The organism is Polymorphospora sp. NPDC051019 (genome assembly GCF_040683055.1).
Taxonomy (GTDB): Bacteria; Actinomycetota; Actinomycetes; order Mycobacteriales; family Micromonosporaceae; genus Polymorphospora; species Polymorphospora lycopeni.
The window spans coordinates 122805-140351 of sequence record NZ_JBFBCH010000007.1 but is presented as its reverse complement, the minus strand read 5'-3'; the positions used below and the strand labels follow the sequence as shown (position 1 = coordinate 140351).

General features: G+C 69.6%; 16 protein-coding genes and 2 tRNA genes. 11 read left to right on the top strand and 7 right to left on the bottom strand.

The features are described 5' to 3' along the window. The first annotated feature begins 230 nt into the window (after positions 1 to 230). From dnaN to AB0M79_RS15445, 4 genes are read left to right on the top strand one after another with little or no spacing between them, the layout of a single operon-like run. Positions 231 to 1364: a DNA polymerase III subunit beta gene (dnaN, locus tag AB0M79_RS15460; RefSeq protein ID WP_357535162.1), complete on the top strand. Its 1134-nt coding sequence runs from the start codon at positions 231 to 233 to the stop codon at positions 1362 to 1364. A 29-nt stretch (positions 1365 to 1393) separates the two neighbouring features. Further along, positions 1394 to 2266, top strand: coding sequence for a phosphogluconate dehydrogenase (NAD(+)-dependent, decarboxylating) (gene gnd, locus AB0M79_RS15455; RefSeq protein WP_364213193.1), 873 nt, complete (start codon positions 1394 to 1396; stop codon positions 2264 to 2266). A 7-nt stretch (positions 2267 to 2273) separates the two neighbouring features. Beyond that, on the top strand, positions 2274 to 3407 hold the full coding sequence (gene recF, locus AB0M79_RS15450; RefSeq protein ID WP_364213190.1) for a DNA replication/repair protein RecF: 1134 nt from the start codon (positions 2274 to 2276) through the stop codon (positions 3405 to 3407). Further along, positions 3397 to 3999: a DciA family protein gene (locus AB0M79_RS15445; RefSeq protein ID WP_364213187.1), complete on the top strand. Its 603-nt coding sequence runs from the start codon at positions 3397 to 3399 to the stop codon at positions 3997 to 3999. The genes recF and AB0M79_RS15445 overlap by 11 nt, the downstream gene beginning before the upstream one ends. Before the next feature lie 5 nt (positions 4000 to 4004). On the opposite strand, the gene AB0M79_RS15440 is transcribed toward AB0M79_RS15445, so the two are convergent. Continuing rightward, on the bottom strand, positions 4005 to 4559 hold the full coding sequence (locus AB0M79_RS15440) for a hypothetical protein (RefSeq protein ID WP_364213184.1): 555 nt from the start codon (positions 4557 to 4559) through the stop codon (positions 4005 to 4007). A 510-nt stretch (positions 4560 to 5069) separates the two neighbouring features. Here AB0M79_RS15440 and gyrB point away from each other — a divergent pair. From gyrB to AB0M79_RS15410, 6 genes are all read left to right on the top strand, one after another. Further along, the gene (gene gyrB / locus AB0M79_RS15435) at positions 5070 to 7076 is read left to right on the top strand and encodes a DNA topoisomerase (ATP-hydrolyzing) subunit B (protein ID WP_364213181.1); all 2007 of its coding nucleotides are present in this window, start codon (positions 5070 to 5072) and stop codon (positions 7074 to 7076) included. A 123-nt stretch (positions 7077 to 7199) separates the two neighbouring features. Next, complete coding sequence (gene gyrA / locus AB0M79_RS15430; RefSeq protein WP_364213178.1) at positions 7200 to 9722, top strand: DNA gyrase subunit A; 2523 nt, start codon at positions 7200 to 7202, stop codon at positions 9720 to 9722. Positions 9723 to 9725: 3 nt separating this feature from the next. Further along, complete coding sequence (locus AB0M79_RS15425) at positions 9726 to 10607, top strand: DUF3566 domain-containing protein (protein WP_364213175.1); 882 nt, start codon at positions 9726 to 9728, stop codon at positions 10605 to 10607. A gap of 194 nt (positions 10608 to 10801) precedes the next feature. Then, a tRNA-Ile gene (locus AB0M79_RS15420) sits at positions 10802 to 10875 on the top strand. Positions 10876 to 10913: 38 nt separating this feature from the next. Beyond that, the gene (locus tag AB0M79_RS15415; RefSeq protein ID WP_212824929.1) at positions 10914 to 11042 is read left to right on the top strand and encodes a DLW-39 family protein; all 129 of its coding nucleotides are present in this window, start codon (positions 10914 to 10916) and stop codon (positions 11040 to 11042) included. Between the two features lie 36 nt (positions 11043 to 11078). Next, a tRNA-Ala gene (locus tag AB0M79_RS15410) sits at positions 11079 to 11151 on the top strand. 244 nt (positions 11152 to 11395) lie between these two features. Here AB0M79_RS15410 and AB0M79_RS15405 read toward each other — a convergent pair. The 5 genes from AB0M79_RS15405 to AB0M79_RS15385 form a co-directional block, all read right to left on the bottom strand. After that, entirely contained in the window at positions 11396 to 12700 is a 1305-nt protein-coding gene (locus AB0M79_RS15405) for a low temperature requirement protein A (RefSeq protein WP_364213172.1), read from the bottom strand. Between the two features lie 164 nt (positions 12701 to 12864). Continuing rightward, on the bottom strand, positions 12865 to 14055 hold the full coding sequence (locus tag AB0M79_RS15400) for a winged helix DNA-binding domain-containing protein (protein WP_364213169.1): 1191 nt from the start codon (positions 14053 to 14055) through the stop codon (positions 12865 to 12867). Positions 14056 to 14188: 133 nt separating this feature from the next. Beyond that, positions 14189 to 14662 (bottom strand): hypothetical protein, encoded by a 474-nt coding sequence (locus tag AB0M79_RS15395; RefSeq protein ID WP_364213165.1) that lies wholly within the window; start codon positions 14660 to 14662, stop codon positions 14189 to 14191. A gap of 38 nt (positions 14663 to 14700) precedes the next feature. Beyond that, entirely contained in the window at positions 14701 to 15264 is a 564-nt protein-coding gene (locus AB0M79_RS15390; protein ID WP_364213162.1) for a WHG domain-containing protein, read from the bottom strand. Continuing rightward, positions 15257 to 16063 carry an alpha/beta hydrolase gene (locus AB0M79_RS15385; RefSeq protein ID WP_364213159.1) on the bottom strand — a complete coding sequence of 269 codons (807 nt, stop codon included), beginning with the start codon at positions 16061 to 16063 and terminating at the stop codon, positions 15257 to 15259. The genes AB0M79_RS15390 and AB0M79_RS15385 overlap by 8 nt, the downstream gene beginning before the upstream one ends. An 88-nt stretch (positions 16064 to 16151) precedes the next feature. On the opposite strand from AB0M79_RS15385, the gene AB0M79_RS15380 reads away from it, so the two are divergent. Beyond that, positions 16152 to 16703 (top strand): YbaK/EbsC family protein, encoded by a 552-nt coding sequence (locus AB0M79_RS15380; RefSeq protein WP_364213576.1) that lies wholly within the window; start codon positions 16152 to 16154, stop codon positions 16701 to 16703. A 117-nt stretch (positions 16704 to 16820) separates the two neighbouring features. Here AB0M79_RS15380 and AB0M79_RS15375 read toward each other — a convergent pair whose 3' ends face one another. Continuing rightward, positions 16821 to 17528, bottom strand: coding sequence for a DsbA family oxidoreductase (locus AB0M79_RS15375; RefSeq protein ID WP_364213156.1), 708 nt, complete (start codon positions 17526 to 17528; stop codon positions 16821 to 16823). Positions 17529 to 17547: the final 19 nt, after the last annotated feature.

Here is a 17547-nt window from a genome sequence, read left to right as displayed (position 1 = left end):
GGGCGGGCGTACGCCGTGTGGGTCGTCGCCTTAAGGTTCGGTGGGGACCCACGTGTGCCGGCCGCACCCCGACAGCACGACCGCCGACACCACCACCGCCGGTGGCCGGACAGCCGCCGACAGCGGAGCCGCTGCGAGCAACCCATCGTTGCCGGTAGCGGGACCGTTGCCGGCAGCACCCACTGGCGGCAGCAGCTACCTTTGTCCATCAGTCGACCCGGAGGCATGGCATGAAGTTCAGAGTCGAGCGTGACGCGCTCGCCGACGCCGTGGCGTGGACGGCCAAGAGCCTGCCCAGCCGGCCGTCCGTCCCGGTTCTCGCCGGAGTGATGCTGCGGGTGACCGACGGACTCCTTCACGTGTCCGGGTTCGACTACGAGGTGTCGAGCCAGGTCACCGTCGACGTGCAGGGGGACGCCGACGGTGCCGCCCTGGTCTCCGGTCGGCTGCTCGCCGAGATCACCAAGGCGCTGCCCGCCAAGCCGGTCGACATCGCCGCGGTCGGAGCACATCTGGAACTCGTCTGCGGCAGCGCGCGGTTCACGCTGCCGACGATGCCCGTCGAGGACTACCCGGCGCTGCCGGACATGCCGGCCAGCACCGGCAGCGTCGACGCCGCCGCGTTCGCCGCCGCCGTCGCCCAGGTCGCCATCGCCGCCGGACGTGACGAGACGCTGCCGATGATGACCGGCATCCGGGTCGAGCTCAACGGTTCGACGCTGGCCATGCTCGCCACCGACCGCTACCGGCTCGCGCTGCGCGAGATGCAGTGGCGTCCCGACGACCCCGACATCAGCATCAACGCGCTCGTGCCGGCCCGCACCCTCGCCGACACCGCCAAGACGCTCGGCCCGCTCGGTGGTGAGGTGACCGTCGCCCTCGCCCAGGGATCGGCCGGCGAGGGCATGATCGGGTTCGCCGGCGGTACCCGGCGTACCACCAGCCGGCTGCTCGACGGCGCCAACTATCCGCCGGTGCGATCGCTCTTCCCCAGCTCGCACAACGCCGAGGCCAGGGTGCTCGTGGCCGCCCTCGTCGAGGTGGTCCGCCGGGTCGCCCTGGTCGCCGAGCGCACCACCCCGGTTCTGCTGAGCTTCAGCTCCGACGGCCTGGTCGTCGAGGCCGGCGGCACCGAGGAGGCGCGGGCGAGCGAGGCGATGGACGCGACCTTCACCGGCGAACCGCTGACCATCGGCTTCAACCCGCAATACCTGATCGACGGGTTGCAGAACCTCGGGTCGCCCCACGCGGTGCTCTCGTTCGTCGACGCGTTCAAGTCGGCCGTGATCTCGCCCGCCACCGAGGACGGCGAGATCATCGAGGGCTACCGCTACCTGATCATGCCGATCCGCGTCACCCGCTGATCGCGCTGAACCGGAAGGAAACGCAAAAAATGCAGCTTGGCCTCGTTGGTCTCGGCCGGATGGGCGGCAACATGCGCGAGCGTCTGCGCACGGCCGGTCACGAGGTTGTCGGCTACGACCCCAACCCCGACCTGGCCGACGTCGCCAGCCTCGCCGAAATGGTGGAGAAGCTGGCCACGCCCCGCGCAGTCTGGATCATGGTGCCGGCCGGCGTCACCGAGCAGACCGTCGACGAACTGGCCGCGCTGCTCTCCGACGGCGACATCATCATCGACGGCGGCAACTCGCGCTACAGCGACGACCTGCCGCGCTCCGAGCGGCTGAACGCGGTCGGGGTCGGCTACATCGACGTCGGCGTCTCCGGTGGGGTCTGGGGCCGGGAGAACGGCTACGCCCTCATGGTCGGCGGCTCCGAGGAGCACGTCGAACGGCTCATGCCGATCTTCGAGTCGCTGAAGCCGGCGGGCGAGTTCGGCTTTGTCCACGCCGGTCCGGTCGGCGCCGGCCACTACGCCAAGATGGTGCACAACGGCATCGAGTACGGGCTCATGCACGCGTACGCCGAGGGCTACGAGCTGCTGTGCAAGTCGGAACTGGTGACCAACGTCCCCGGCGTGTTCAAGTCGTGGCGGGAGGGCACCGTCGTGCGTTCCTGGCTGCTCGACCTGCTCGACATCGCGCTCGAGGAGGACCCGGAGCTGGCCAGCCTGCGCGGCTACGCCGACGACACCGGCGAGGGCCGGTGGACGGTCGAGGAGGCGATCCGGCTGGCGGTGCCGATGAACGTCATCGCCGCCTCGCTGTTCGCCCGATTCGCGTCCCGGCAGGACGACTCGCCCGCGATGAAGGCGATCGCCGCGCTGCGCCAGCAGTTCGGCGGTCACGCGATCCACAAGAACTGACCGACGCATGCATGTCCGCCGGCTCGAACTGGTCGACTTCCGCTCGTACGAGCGGGTCGTGGTCGACCTCGAGCCGGGGGTCAGCGTGCTCGTCGGGCCGAACGGGGTCGGCAAGACGAACCTCGTCGAGGCGTTGGGTTACGTGGCGACCCTGGGCAGCCACCGGGTCGCCACCGACGCCCCACTGGTCCGGATGGGGGCCGGCGCGGCGGTGATCCGCTGCGAGATCGTGCACGGCGGGCGTGAACTGCTCGTCGAACTGGAGATCGTGCCGGGCAAGGCCAACCGGGCCCGGCTGGGCCGGTCACCCGTACGCCGGTCGAGGGACATCCTCGGCGCGCTCCGGCTGGTGCTGTTCGCACCCGAGGACCTCGAACTGGTCCGGGGCGATCCGGCCGAACGGCGGAGCTACCTCGACGACCTGCTGGTCGCCCGGCTGCCCCGCTTCGCGGGCGTACGGGCCGACTACGAACGGGTCGTCAAGCAGCGCAACGCCCTGCTGCGCAGTGCCTACCTGGCCCGCAAGACCGGCGGCACCCGAGGCGGTGACCTCTCGACACTCGACGTGTGGGACGCCCACCTCGCCCGGCACGGCGCCGAACTGCTGGCCGGCCGGCTCGCCCTGGTCGCCGCGCTGGCCCCGCATGTGACCAAGGCGTACGACGCCGTCGCGGCCGGTCGGGGGGCGGCCGGTATCACCTACCGCTCCACGCTCGAGACCGCCGAGACCGCCCCGGGCCGGGCCGAGCTGGAGGCGGGGCTCGCCGCGGCGCTGGCCGCCGCCCGGCAGTCGGAGGTCGACCGGGGCATGACGCTGGTCGGCCCGCACCGCGACGACCTCGCACTGACGCTCGGCCCGATGCCCGCCAAGGGCTACGCCAGCCACGGTGAATCCTGGTCGTACGCGCTCGCGCTGCGCCTGGCCGCGTACGACCTGCTCCGGGCCGACGGGATCGAGCCGGTGCTCGTGCTCGACGACGTCTTCGCCGAACTGGACAGCGGCCGGCGGGAGCGGCTCGCCGAACTGGTCGGCTCCGCTACCCAGATGCTGGTCACCTGCGCCGTCGCCGAAGACGTACCGGAGGCGTTGCGCGGTGCCCGGTTCACGGTGACCGAGGGCGCGGTGGCCCGTGCCGACTGACTCCGGGCGCGAGCCGCCGGCCCGACCTGCCGACCAGCCGGCGGCCGCGGGGACGGGCGGCGAGGCGGCGCAACCCAGCGGCCCGGAGCTGGCCCGCGCGGTGCTCGACGCCGCCAAGGCCCGACGGGAGGCCGCCCGTCCGCGTCGACGTACCGGCGGCGACCGGGACGGCGGTGACGGGACCGACGGCCAGCCGCGACGGCGGCTGCGGGGCTATTCCGGCCCCGGCCCCGATCCGCGCGACCCGCAGCTGTTCGGTGACGTGCTGGCCCGGCTGGTCAAGGCGCGGGGCTGGCAGCAGCCGGCCGCCGAGGCGACCGTCTTCGGGGCCTGGGAACGGGTCGTCGGGCCGGACGTGGCCAAGCACAGCCGGCCGGTCAAGCTCGAGGACGGCGAACTGACCGTGGAGGCGGAGTCGACCGCGTGGGCGACCCAGCTCCGGCTGCTCGCCGCCTCGCTGCTGCGCCGGATCGCCGCCGAGGTCGGCCACAACGTGGTGCGCAAGCTCCACATCCACGGCCCGGCGGCGCCGTCGTGGTCACGCGGGCCGCGCCGGGTGCGCGGTCGTGGTCCCCGCGACACGTACGGCTGACCGGGTCAGAAGTCGGCGTAGACGGCGAAGCCCTGGTCGGCGCAGCGGCGGTAGAAGCGGGTCAGGACCACCAGCTCCGTGTGCGGAAAGCTCCACTGCGGCACTTGGCCGGTGTCGTCGCGCAGGCCGTCGAGGCGGGCGTCGAGCCACCGCAGCTGCTGTTCGGCGAGGCGCCCGGCCGAGATGGCCGCCCGGAGCACCGCCCCGACGGTGTCGAAGGTGACGAGGTCGCCGTACGCCCGGTGCGCCTCGACGAACCGCTCCAGGCCGCCGGCGATCCAGGCGCAGCCGTCGGGGTCGATCACCGGGTCCTCGTCCTCGGCGGAGGCGTCTGTGGCGTACAGCACACCCTGCAGTCCGAGGAGCAGGTCGACCAGTTCGGTGTACGGGGTGGCGTGGACCGCTCCGGTCTTGGCGATGTGCCCGGCGAGCGTGGCGGTCGGTGCCGGGATCCGTGGCGCGTCGACCAGTTCACCGAACTCGGGGAACCCCGCCGGGCCGACCGGTTCGTAGAACGAGCCGGTCCGGGGCCACTGTACGGCGACGTTGTCCAGCCCCATCGGGCTCCACCTCTCCTGGTCACGGTCCTGTCGGGTCGGCCGCGGCGGTCCGCCGACCGGCTCGCGGCCGTCGTACGGGCGGTCCGGCCGGCGCCGAAACCGCCCGTCCGGCACGGCGCCGCCAAATTACGACACCTGACCGGATTACGCGACCCCCGTACGCCGCGTGTCGCGGTCGCCGGAGCCGGCGCGGGTCCGAAACCGAAGCCTTGATCGCACCGTGGCGTGTGGGGGGAGTCGCGGACAGAGAGGTTCGGCCGGCTATGAACGTCTGAGGCGCCTTCGCGGGTGCCGCGTACCCGTTTGGTCGCCCGGGCACAGTAGGATTCAGTTGGAGACGAGGAACATCGTGACACGACGGCCCGGGCTGTTTGTTCTGCCCGGGTTGCCGACACGAGTCCCAGCCGATCGCGATCCGCGGGAGTCCGCGGCGACCGGTGTGTCCGGCCCTCTGGCGATCCGTCGTTCCCCGACCGCGATCGTGGTGTCGGCCGCGCGCCTGCCGTCGTAATGCCCGCCGAACCCCGTGTCCCCCGGAGCCGCAGTCCGGGTGGTGCGAGAAAGTGGCCGAGGGTGTCAGCGCAGAAGAAGCAGGAGTACGGCGCCGATTCAATCACCGTGCTGGAGGGCTTGGAGGCGGTCCGCAAGCGGCCCGGTATGTATATCGGGTCGACCGGTGAGCGTGGTCTGCACCACCTTGTCTGGGAGGTCGTGGACAACGCGGTCGACGAGGCGCTCGCCGGTCACTGTGACACGATCGACGTGGTGCTGCTCGCCGACGGCGGTGTGCGCGTGGTCGACAACGGCCGTGGCTTCCCGGTCGACCTCCATCCGAAGCTGAAGAAGCCGGGTGTCGAGGTCGCGCTGACCGTGCTGCACGCCGGCGGAAAGTTCGACGGCAAGGCGTACGCGGTCTCCGGCGGTCTGCACGGCGTCGGTGTCTCGGTGGTCAACGCGCTGTCCGTACGGATGTTCGTCGAGATCCACAAGTCCGGCCACGTGTGGCGGCAGCACTACACCAACTCGGTGCCCTCGCAGCTGGAGAAGGGCGAGACCACCGAGCAGACCGGTTCCTCGGTGTCGTTCTGGCCCGACCCGGACGTCTTCGAGACGGTCGACTTCAACTTCGAGACGATCTACCGGCGGCTCCAGGAGATGGCCTTCCTGAACCGTGGGCTGACCATCCGGCTGCGCGACGAACGGGTGCAGGAGGAGGACGGCAACGCCCGCGAGGTGACCTTCCTCTACAGGGGCGGCATCGCCGACTTCGTCCGGCACCTCAACAACACCAAGAGCCCCATCCACAAGAGCGTGATCGAGTTCGGGGCGGAAGAGGAAGGCATGGCGGTGGAGATCGCCATGCAGTGGAACGAGTCGTACGGCGAGTCGGTCTACACCTTCGCCAACACCATCAACACTCATGAGGGCGGCACCCACGAGGAGGGCTTCCGGGCCGCGCTGACCACCGTGGTCAACCGGTACGGCGCGGACAAGAAGCTGCTCAAGGGTGACGAGAAGCTCACCGGCGAGGACATCCGCGAAGGGCTCGCCGCGATCATCTCGGTGAAGCTGGCCAACCCCCAGTTCGAGGGCCAGACGAAGACCAAGCTCGGCAACACCCCGGTCAAGAGCTTCGTGCAGCGGGTCTGCAACGAGTGGCTGGTCGACTGGTTCGACCGCAACCCGGCCGAGGTCAAGCAGATCATCACCAAGGCGACGCAGGCTTCCCGGGCCCGGATCGCGGCGCAGCAGGCGCGCAAGCTGGCCCGGCGCAAGTCGCTGCTGGAGTCGGGTTCGATGCCGGGCAAGCTCGCCGACTGCCAGTCGACCGATCCGCGTGAATCCGAGGTGTTCATCGTCGAGGGCGACTCGGCCGGTGGTTCGGCGAAGCAGGGCCGCGACCCGCGTACGCAGGCGATCCTGCCGATCCGCGGCAAGATCCTCAACGTGGAGAAGGCCCGGATCGACCGGGTGCTGAAGAACAACGAGGTGCAGGCGCTGATCACCGCGCTCGGCACCGGCATCCACGACGACTTCGACATCGAGAAGCTGCGCTACCACAAGATCGTGCTGATGGCGGACGCCGACGTCGACGGCCAGCACATCCAGACGCTGCTGCTCACCCTGCTCTTCCGCTTCATGCGTCCACTGGTCGAGTTGGGGCACGTCTACCTGGCCGCCCCGCCGCTTTACAAGATCAAGTGGAACAAGAAGGGCGACGACGCGCAGTACGCCTACTCCGACCGGGAGCGCGACGGGCTGATCGCGCTGCGCCAGCAGAAGAAGCCGAACGCCAGGCCCGACGACATCCAGCGGTTCAAGGGTCTGGGCGAGATGAACTACCCGGAGCTGTGGGAGACCACGATGAACCCGGCGACGCGTACGCTGCGTCAGGTCACTCTCGACGACGCGGCGACCGCCGACGAGTTGTTCAGCGTTCTGATGGGTGAGGACGTCGAGGCTCGCCGTTCCTTCATCCAGCGCAACGCCAAGGACGTTCGGTTCCTGGACATCTAGGTGAATCAGTGGTGGCCGGAACATTGACCACCGCGCTGAGTCACCGAGTTATCCACAGCTTCGACGGTTTCCACAGCCGTTATCCACAGCGATATGCGGCTTTAAGTCTGATAAGGGTTGACTGTGACGGATAATCCCGAGTCCTTCGAGAGCGAGCCGGAGGGCGCTCCGGCCGCCGCCGGTGGTGCGATCGTCCACGACCGCATCGAACCGGTCGGCCTCGAGATCGAGATGCAGCGCTCGTACCTCGACTACGCGATGAGCGTCATCGTGGGCCGGGCGCTGCCGGACGTGCGCGACGGCCTCAAGCCCGTCCACCGCAAGATCCTCTACGCCATGTTCGACTCCGGCTACCGGCCGGACCGTGGCTACGTGAAGTGCGCGCGCGTCGTCGGCGACGTCATGGGCAACTACCATCCGCACGGTGACGCGTCGATCTACGACGCCCTGGTGCGGATGGCCCAGCCCTGGTCGTTGCGCTACCCGCTGATCGACGGCAACGGCAACTTCGGCTCGCCCGGCAACGACCCGGCCGCGGCCATGCGTTACACCGAGTCGAAGCTGTCCCCGCTCGCGATGGAGCTGCTCCGCGACATCGACGAGGACACCGTCGACTTCCAGGACAACTACGACGGCCGGGCCAAAGAGCCGACCATCCTGCCGGCCCGGATCCCCAACCTGCTGATCAACGGCTCCGAGGGCATCGCGGTCGGCATGGCGACCAAGATCCCGCCGCACAACCTGCGGGAGATCGCCGCCGCCGTCCAGTGGTGCCTGGAGCACCCGGAGGCCGACGAGCCGACCACCCTCGACGCGCTCATCGAGATCGTCAAGGGCCCCGACTTCCCGACGTACGGCCTGATCGTCGGCACCCAGGCGATCCAGGACGCCTACCGCACCGGGCGCGGTTCGATCAGGATGCGCGCCGTCGTGGAGGTCGAGGAGGACAAGCGGGGCCGGACCAGCCTCGTCGTCACCGAGCTGCCCTACCAGGTCAACCCGGACAACCTCGCCGAACGGATCGCCGAGCTGATCAAGGAGGGCAAGCTCGCCGGCATCGCCGACATCCGCGAGGAGTCCTCCGGCCGTACCGGCATGCGCCTGGTGCTGGTGCTCAAGCGCGACGCGGTCGCCAAGGTGGTGCTCAACAACCTCTACAAGCACACCCAACTTCAGGAGACGTTCGGCGCCAACATGCTGGCGCTGGTCGACGGCGTGCCACGCACCCTCAACCTGGCCCAGTTCATCCGCCACTACGTCGACCACCAGATCGACGTGATCCGGCGCCGGACCGCCTACCGGCTGCGCAAGGCCGAGGAGCGGGCCCACATCCTGCGCGGCCTGGTCAAGGCGCTCGACGCGCTCGACGAGGTGATCGCCCTCATCCGGCGGTCGCCGACGGTGGAGGACGCCCGGCAGGGCCTCATCCAGCTTCTCGACATCGACGAGATCCAGGCCACGGCGATTCTCGACATGCAGCTTCGCCGGCTGGCCGCGCTGGAACGCCAGAAGATCCTCGACGACCTGGCCAAGCTCGAACTCGAGATCCTCGACCTCAAGGACATCCTGGCCAAGCCCGAACGGCAGCGGAAGATCGTCTCGGAGGAACTCGGCGAGATCGTCGCCAAGTGGGGCGACGAGCGGCGTACCAAGATCCTGCCGTTCGACGGCGAGGTCTCGATGGAAGACCTGATCGCCCGCGAGGACGTCGTCGTCACCATCACCCGGACCGGCTACGCCAAGCGCACCAAGGTCGACCTCTACCGCTCGCAGCGGCGCGGCGGCAAGGGTGTGAGCGGCGCCACGCTGCGGCAGGACGACATCGTCAGCCACTTCTTCGTCTGCTCGACCCACGACTGGATCCTTTTCTTCACCAACAAGGGGCGGGTCTACCGCGCCAAGGCGTACGAACTGCCCGAGGCCAGCCGTACCGCCAAGGGCCAGCACGTGGCCAACCTGCTCGCGTTCCAGCCCGACGAGCAGATCGCGCAGATCATCGAGATCCCGAACTACCAGGTCGCGCCCTACCTGGTGCTCGCCACCAAGAACGGCCTGGTCAAGAAGACCCGGCTGGAGGAGTTCGACTCCAACCGCAGCGGCGGCATCATCGGCATCAACCTGCGTGACGAGGACGAACTCGTCGGCGCCGCCCTGGTCGCCGCCGAGGACGACCTGCTGTTGGTGTCGAAGCAGGCCCAGGCGATTCGGTTCAACGCCACTGACGAGGCGCTGCGACCGATGGGCCGGGCGACCTCCGGGGTGATCGGTATGCGGTTCACCGATGACGACGTACTCCTCGCGATGGAGGTCGTTCGCGAGGGAATGGATGTTTTGGTGGCCACGAACGGCGGGTACGCCAAGCGGACGCCGATCGAGGAATATCCCGTCCAGGGACGGGGTGGCAAGGGTGTGCTGACCGCGAAGATCACCGAACGCCGGGGCGGGCTGGTCGGAGCGGTTGTGATCAGTCCGGATGACGAGTTGTTCGCGATCACGAGCAACGGCGGGGTCATCCGGACTCCGGTGAAGCCTGTACGGCGAACGCGGGATCGGAACACAATGGGGGTCAAGCTGATGGACCTGCCAGAAGGCGTAACCATCGTGGCCATCGCTCGCAACGCCGACGAGCCTGACGAACAGGACTAGTTGATGACGGAGACACAGGCGAAGTCGGGGACTGCGGGGGCCCCGACGACCCCGGTCGATGAGGAAGCCGCGAAGAGCGGCGCACCAGCGACCGGTCGCGCGGCCGTTGGTCGGGCGACAGTCCCCGGCGATACACCGTCACCCAAGTTCACGCGGGCTCCCGGGATGGCGCCGCCGCCCGACCAGCCCGCGGACCAGGGCAACGGCACGGCGCCGCCCAACGACGGCGCCGGCCAGGGCCACGTCGTGATGACAAAGGCTCCCGGAGACGCGGGCGGCGACGGGGCCCGGGGCAACCAGGCCGGAACCGCCACCCGTCCGGGCGCCGCCGGGCAGGGGCGCCTGGCCGCCGGCGGCACCACGATCCGCCCCTCCGGCGTCGGCGCCGCGCCCGGTTCGACAGGCCAGCCCACGGCCGGAGGCAACGGTGCCGGTGGCCCGGGAGCGGTCGGCGCGGCCCGGGTGACCGAAGCCGTACGCGCCGCCCGCAACACGGTCAGCTCCGCCGCGTCGCGCGGCCCCCGGCGGGCCCGGCTGAACGTCAAGCGGATCGACCCGTGGTCGGTGATGAAGTTCTCGTTCGCCGTCTCGCTGGTGCTGTTCATCGTGGTGATCGTGGCGACGTCGGTGCTATACCTGGCGCTCGACGCGATGGGCGTCTTCGAGACGGTCAACACCAGCCTCGGTGAGCTGATCAGCGCCGGCGGTGGCCAGGACAGCGGCGGCTTCCAGATCACCGCCAAGGGCGTCATCGGCACCTCCGCCCTGATCGGCCTGGTCAACGTGGTGCTCTTCACCGCTCTGGCCACCCTGGGCGCCTTCGTCTACAACGTCTGCGCCGACCTGGTCGGCGGCGTCGAACTCACCCTCGCCGAGCGCGACTGAGGCCCGGGAAAAGACCCGGACGCCGGGGCGCCGCGAAACGCGGTTGCCCCGGCGTTGCGCATCCGCCTACGGTTACGGCAGGTCGGCGGCCATCCGGAACGGACGGCAGGCGGCCCGGTTCGACCCCCGGCGTGACACCCACCCCCCGATTGGAAAGAAGCGCCGGCGGTGCGGTAACCTTGCTCGTCGCACGGGGGGCTATAGCTCAGTCGGTTAGAGCGCAGAGCTGATAACTCTGAGGTCGCTGGTTCGATTCCAGCTAGCCCCACTCCACATCCGGTCCGACAGCAGTCAAGGGGTCTCCCCATGTTGAAGAAGATCCTGATCGTAGTCGGCGTCATCGGCGTCGCGGCCTTCGTCGCGAAGAAGGTCAAGGACGCCAACGACGAGCGCGCCCTGTGGCACGAGGCCACCACCGCGCCTGATCTTCGCTGAGGTTCGACCCGATCTGGCGGCTCCCGCCGCCGCTGCGGGGCCGTAGCTCAACTGGCAGAGCACTGCCTTTGCAAGGCAGGGGTTAGGGGTTCGAGTCCCCTCGGCTCCACTCGATACCACGCCTGGCCTGCGCCGCAGCGGTACCCAAGGTCATCCGGCACAGAATCGGCACGACCCAGATCTGATCTTGGTTACGGGGTTGGGGCGAAGCGGTGAGCTGCCGAACGCGGAACCGAGCCGCCCCCCGTCGACGATCGTGCTTCGGCCACCAGTGCACGTAGGTTTCCAGCGTGGTTGGTGATCAGCGTTGTGGCGGAGAAGTGCCCGTAGCGCGTGCCAGGTCCCGTGCTGATCTAGGGGCCCTCTGGCCGAAGGTCCTCGGCTAGAGCGGCCTCGCGCAGTTCTTTGCGCCGCCCGCCTGCGACGAGGATCTCCGTGATGACCAGGCTGACACAGACAGCCGTCAGCAGGCCGAGCGCTAGCACCGCCGAAAGCCGGCCAGCGGCCGGGATGAGCGCCACCAGCAGCACTGCGGTAATCAGCCGCGGCCAGATGACCCGTCTTAGCAGGCGCGTGATCCGCAGTTGGAAGCCGACGTGGGAGAGCAGGAACAGGGCCGCTCCACCGTAGAGGGCGTGCAGGCCCAGGCTCTCCAGTTGCGGGGACGAATGGTGCAGTTCGTTGTCTTTGATGATCGTTACCACTTTGTGCAGCCCGAGGGCGAGCAGCATGATGCCGGCGATCATCGGCAGGTGTAGATAGCTGTAGGCGTCGCGGGCGTAGGCAACCCGGCGCTGGACTGGGTTCTGGATCAGCGTCCGCTCGGCGGCGATCGCAACGACGTCGAAATAGGTCCAGCCCAATGCGGCGGCGGTGACGATGGTGAAGACGAGAGCCGCGATGAGCGCTCCGGTCATCGGCACGCCGCTGCTGGTCAGGCCAACCGCTATGAGCGACTCGCCAAGGGCGACGAGCACGATGAGGCCATGCCGCTCGGCCCAGTGCCGGGCCGAGATGATGTGCCACCCCCACGACCGAATCACCAGGGCGGGGCCATAGTCGATGATGACGGCGAGTATCCAAAGCCCGGTCTGGCTGGCCTTGACCAGCCACGGGTCGTCGAACAGTCGCTGCGGCACGACGGCGGCCGAGAACAGAAGGACGGAGGCGACAAACAGTGGCACGGCGATCAGCAGGACGATGTGCGGCCTCGTGTCTGGAACGGCGTACCAGCGCAGCGCCAGATGCACCAGCCGAACGACCACGAAGCACGCGACGAACACCACCGGACCGGAGACAGCCGCGCCCCGGATGTCGGTGAATGCCTGCCGGACGGCTACCGCCATCACAAGGGTGACCACTGCCACAAACAGCAGCGCGATCCGGATCAGCCCGATCCGAGCTTGGAGGCTGTTGCCCAACCAGGCATAGATGGACCACGTCGACCACAACAGGGCCAGCGCAAGCATCCCGTTCAGCACGCCGTGATTGGTGAAGTCGTCCTCCATCAGCGCAACGACCTGGATGAACGCGAGGACGAACACCAGATCGAAGAAGAGCTCCACGCTGGTTACGCCGACACCCTCGCGTAGCGGTCGAATGCCGCGCGGCGCTCGCGCTGACCTGCCATCGGACACCCCGTTGTCCTCGCTGACCACAGGGCAAAGTGTGGCAGCCGGCCAGACCGAAGATGCCCGAATCACCGACCGTGGCCGGTGACGCGATCGAAGCTGCCGTTGCCTCTTCCGGATGTTCTCGACGCCGGTGTATCCCGCGAGGCACGCCGCGGCCTCCGCTGAGGATGATCTTGCGGCGCGGTGCCTCAGTAGGTGTCGAAGGCGACGTCCACCGACGACGCGTCTCGCAACGGCGCTACCTGCTCGGCCTCGTCCTGGAGCGACTTCTTGGTCCGGGCCGGCAACGAACCGAACGTCTTGATGGTGATGGTCAGCTTCCGGCCGCTTTTCCGTGGCCGCCAAATACCGGTGATCCTGCCATCGGCGAGTACCGTCCCCGGTTCGCCCACCGTCTTCCACACCTCACCGCGGTACTTCTTGTCGACGATCGTTTCGCGGTCGCGCAGCTGGGTGTACGGGTCGCGCGGCGGGAGTAGACGTACGCCCTTCGGAGTCGGTGCCGACCGCAACCTGTCGACGTCCTCGGTGAGAATCCACGACTTGCCGCCGAACTCGACCTGTGTCAGCTCGTCCTCGACCAGGCTCCACCAGGGCTCGGTGTCACCGGCCTGGATTCCCACCCACGCGGCGAAGTCTGCGCGGGTCGACGGTCCGTAGCAGCGCAGGTAGCGGCGAAGCAGTTCGGCGCGGGCGGCCTCCGGGTCGATGTCCGGGATCGGATGGCCGAGCCACTCGTCGACCAGGACGAACGGTGCCTTGTTCCCGGACCGTGGCGCGAAGCAGACGAGCCCCTGCAACGTCAGGATGCGGATGCAGAAGTGCACGACGCCCTCACCGAGCGGCTGGTCCGGGGCGTAAGGACCCTCTTCTTCCCAGCTGCGGCGTTGTTCGTCCGGCAGCTTGCCGGCGATCCGCCCGGCGACTTCCGCACCGAGCTCGTTGATCGGGAGTTGGCGCCCGGACAGCACGTCGTCGATCTCGGCGCCGGACAGCCCGACCGCCTCGGTCAGGCTCATGTCGAGCCTGGTCAGCGTCTGTTCCACGCCGGGGACGAAATGCCGCATCGCCTTCTCGGTCGGCGGCAGCACGCCGGTGGTGAAGATCGGTGCGTCCACGGTCGGGAAGTAGAACGGTGAGCCGCGCATGCTCCAGGTCTGCAGCAGGCTCTTCTCGTCGGCGACCGCTTCCGACACCTGTTCCCGGGTGAGGTCCCGCACCCTGGCGTGCACCGCCAGCAGCGCCGACCCGGGCGGGCTGTTCTGGATACCGCACCGGCCGGCCGCGTCGAGCAGCTTGGGTCCGTCCAGCCGTTCGGTGAGGTGGTGGGCGTTCAGGCGAAACGCGATGACGTCGCCTTTCGAAACCCGCTCGGCCATCGGCCTACGCTATCGCGGCCGGCGTGCTCGCTGTCCGATCACCGTGACGGTTCGCCGGCTGGGCAGCAGATGGCGGGCGACGATCACCTGGACGCCCGGCAGCGGCCATCCCTCCCCGCTTTCCTGTCGGTGGTCAGTCGTGGATTTCGGTCCGCTCGATCTCGGCGAAGGCGGCGGTCAGATAGCCGTCGAGCGGCCGGCCGCCCACCGCCAGCAGGTCGGCGACGAGGAGCGGTGCGTGCCGGGCGACGGCCTGCGCGTCGGGCGGAGTGGTGTCGTCGTCGGGGTCGTAGACGCCGAGCGCACCGGCCAGCAGGACCAGCACCACGTGCGGATCAACCCCGGTCTGCCAGGTCGCGGCGGACCGGACGCACCGTTCGAGCACCTGCCGCACGTCGTCGCCGTCGAGCCCGTCCGGGTGGGTCTGTTCGAGCAGGAGCCGGACCACCGCCCCGAGGACGGCACCGGACCGGTCGGCCGCGCCGAGGTCGGTCACCGCCGACCCGTACGCCTCGACGTCGTGGGCCCGGGCCGCGGCCACGGCTTCGGTGCTCGCCCTGGCGATCTCACGGGCGGCTGGGGGCAGGTGTCGCCAACTGCTGGTCATCGCCGACCAGCATCGCAGACGGCCGCCGTGGCGGGAGACTACGGCCAGGTGGTGAGGGCGCGGTCGAGAGCGTCGATCATGCGCTCGTACGAGCGGTCGACGTCCTGCGGCAGGCCGAACCCGCCGGCGGCGTGCAGGGCGATGAACCCGTGCAGGGCGCTGCGCAGGCAGCGTGCCGCGTCGACGGCCCGCTCGCCGCTGAGGCCGTAACCGTCGAGGACGGCGTAGATCACGTTCACGGCACCTTCGGCGGCGGCGATGTGCGCCGGGTCGGTCGGGTCGGGGGCGCGTACGGTGGCCGCGTAGCGGCCCGGCCGGCGTTGGGCGTACGTGCGGAAGGCTGCGGCGAGGGCGTGCAGCGCCTGCCGGCCGGCCCGGCCCGCGACGGCGGTTGTCGCCTCGGTGGTCAACTGTTCGAGCGCGCGTACGGCGAGCTGCTGGTGGAGCGCGTCTGCGCCGCGTACGTGCTTGTAGAGGCTGGGCAGGGCGACGCCGACCCGTTGGGCGACGCCGGCCAGGGTGAGCCGGTCGAGTCCGATCTCGTCGGCGAGCTGGGCGGCCTGCTCGACCACGATGGCGGGGGTGAGCCCGGCCCTAGGCATCGGCGTGCACCGTGCCGAGGAACCGCACCAGTTCCGGGTTGACCAGTTCCGGGTATTCGGCCATCGGGTAGTGGCCGGCGTCGGGAACCAGCAGTAGTTCGCCGTGGAGGCGTTCGGCAACGAAGCGGGCCTCGGCGACCGGGTCGGGGAAGTCGGGATCTTTTGTACCCATGACGACGAGGGTAGGGGCATGGACCGAGTCGAGGCGCTGCTCGGCCGGCCGGTGACTGGTGCGGGTGGTCTTGACGAACGAGCGCCAGTGGTCGCCCCGGCGCAGGCTCTCGCGGATGCGGGCCCGGTGCTCGGTCAGGTCGGCGGGCGGGCGGCCCGGGTAGAACTTCTGGTAATACCAGTGCCAGGCGGCGGGGCCCCAGGGCTTGGCGAGCAGCAGCCGGAAGGCGAGGTTCATCGCCGGACCGAGGTCGGGGTCGCGGACGAAGGGGCCGAGCAGCACCAGCCCGGCGATCCGGTCGGGGGCTTCGGCGGCGGCCCAGACGGCGGCGCCGGCGCCCATCGAGTTGCCGAGCACGACGGCCGGACCGCCGAGTTCCTCGATCAGGGCGAGCAGGTCGGTGCCGAGCGCGACGTCGTCGTGGCGGCTGAATCCGTCGTCGCTGTCGCCGTGGCCGCGCAGGTCGACGGTGGCGACCCGGTAGCCGGCGTCGACCAGGGTGGGGACGGTGAATCGGTAGACCGAGCGCAGGTCACCCATGCCGGGCAGGCACACCACCAGCGGGCCGGTGCCGGTCACCTCGTACGCGATGCGGCCCTCGCCGCGATCCAGGTAGCTAACAGGCATGACGTAAAAGCTAATAGTATTAGCTTTTGTTGTCAAGGAGACCCGTGACCGCGCGGGCCCGGAGCGGCGGTGCGAGGATCGCAACGTGATGGGAACCCTGAAGACCGAGCCCGCCCGCGGCCGACCCGACCTGCTCGCACCGCCCGTCGTGGCTGCCCTGGAGGCATGGCCGGCCGAGGCGCCGATCGACGTCGACGACGTACTGGTCGCGCCGATCGACGCGACCCTGGCCGACACCGCCGCGTTCTGTGCCGCGTACGAGGTGGGGCTCGAGGAGTCGGCCAACTGCGTGATCGTGGCCGGCAAGCGGGGTGGCGAGACCCGCTATGCGGCGTGCGTCATCCTGGCCACCACCCGCGCGGACGTCAACGGCGCCGTGCGCCGGCTGCTCGACGCGCGCAAGGCCAGCTTCGCCCCGATGGACGACGCGGTGCGGTCGACCGGCATGGAGTACGGCGGGATCACCCCGATCGGGCTGCCGGCGGACTGGCCGATCCTGGTCGACTCCCGGGTGGTCGCCGTACCGCACGTGATCATCGGTTCGGGGGTACGGCACAGCAAGATCGCACTGCCCGGCCCGGCGGTGGGTGTGCTGCCCAACGCCCAGGTCATCGCCGATCTGGCCAAGCCCGCCGCCTGACGGGCCGGCTGCCGGCGGCACCGGCCTGGCGACAGCACGGGCCGGCCCAGAATGCTCGACATTCCGGGCCGACTCAGCTCGGTCGATGTGGTTCCACGTGAAACCAGCGCGGATGCGTCAGACGGCGCAACTGTCGTCGGTGCAGCCGTCGGCCCGGTCACCGGTCGGTGGTACGCCGACCGGGCGCAGTGCGGCCTCGGCGGCCTCCCGCCGGCGTACCTCTTCGAGCACGCCGCGCAGGGTGTCCGGGTCCTGGGCGCCGGTGACCGCGTACTTGCCGGCGAAGACGAACGTCGGCACGCTGCTCACGCCGATCTCGCGGGCCTCGGCCAGGTCCGTCTGGACCTCGGCGGTGCCGGCGGGGGAGTCGAGGAAGGCGCGGACCTCGGCCTCGTCGAGGCCGGCCCCGGCGGCGACCGTGGCCAGCGCGGCCGGCGATCCGATGTCCACGCCCTGCGTGAAGTGCGCCCGGTAGAGCGCCTCGACCATCTCGGCCGCCCGTCCGCGCTGGTCGGCGAACCAGACCAGCCGGTGGGCGTCGAAGGTGTTGGCGCTCAGTGCGCTGTCGAAGTCGAGGTGCAGGCCCGCACCGGCGGCCGCGCCGGTGACCCGGGTGACTATCTCCCGTACCCGGTCCGGGCCGCCGAACTTTCCGGCCAGCGCGGTCAGCAGCGGTTGCGGCTGCTCGACCGGTCGGGGGTCGAGTTGGAACGGACGGTAGCGGATCGTCACGTCACCGTTGTACGACTCGAGGGCCTGCTCCAGCTTGCGCTTGCCGATGTAGCACCACGGGCAGACCACGTCCGAGTAGATGTCAATCTCCACGAACGGTGGTAACGCGGCA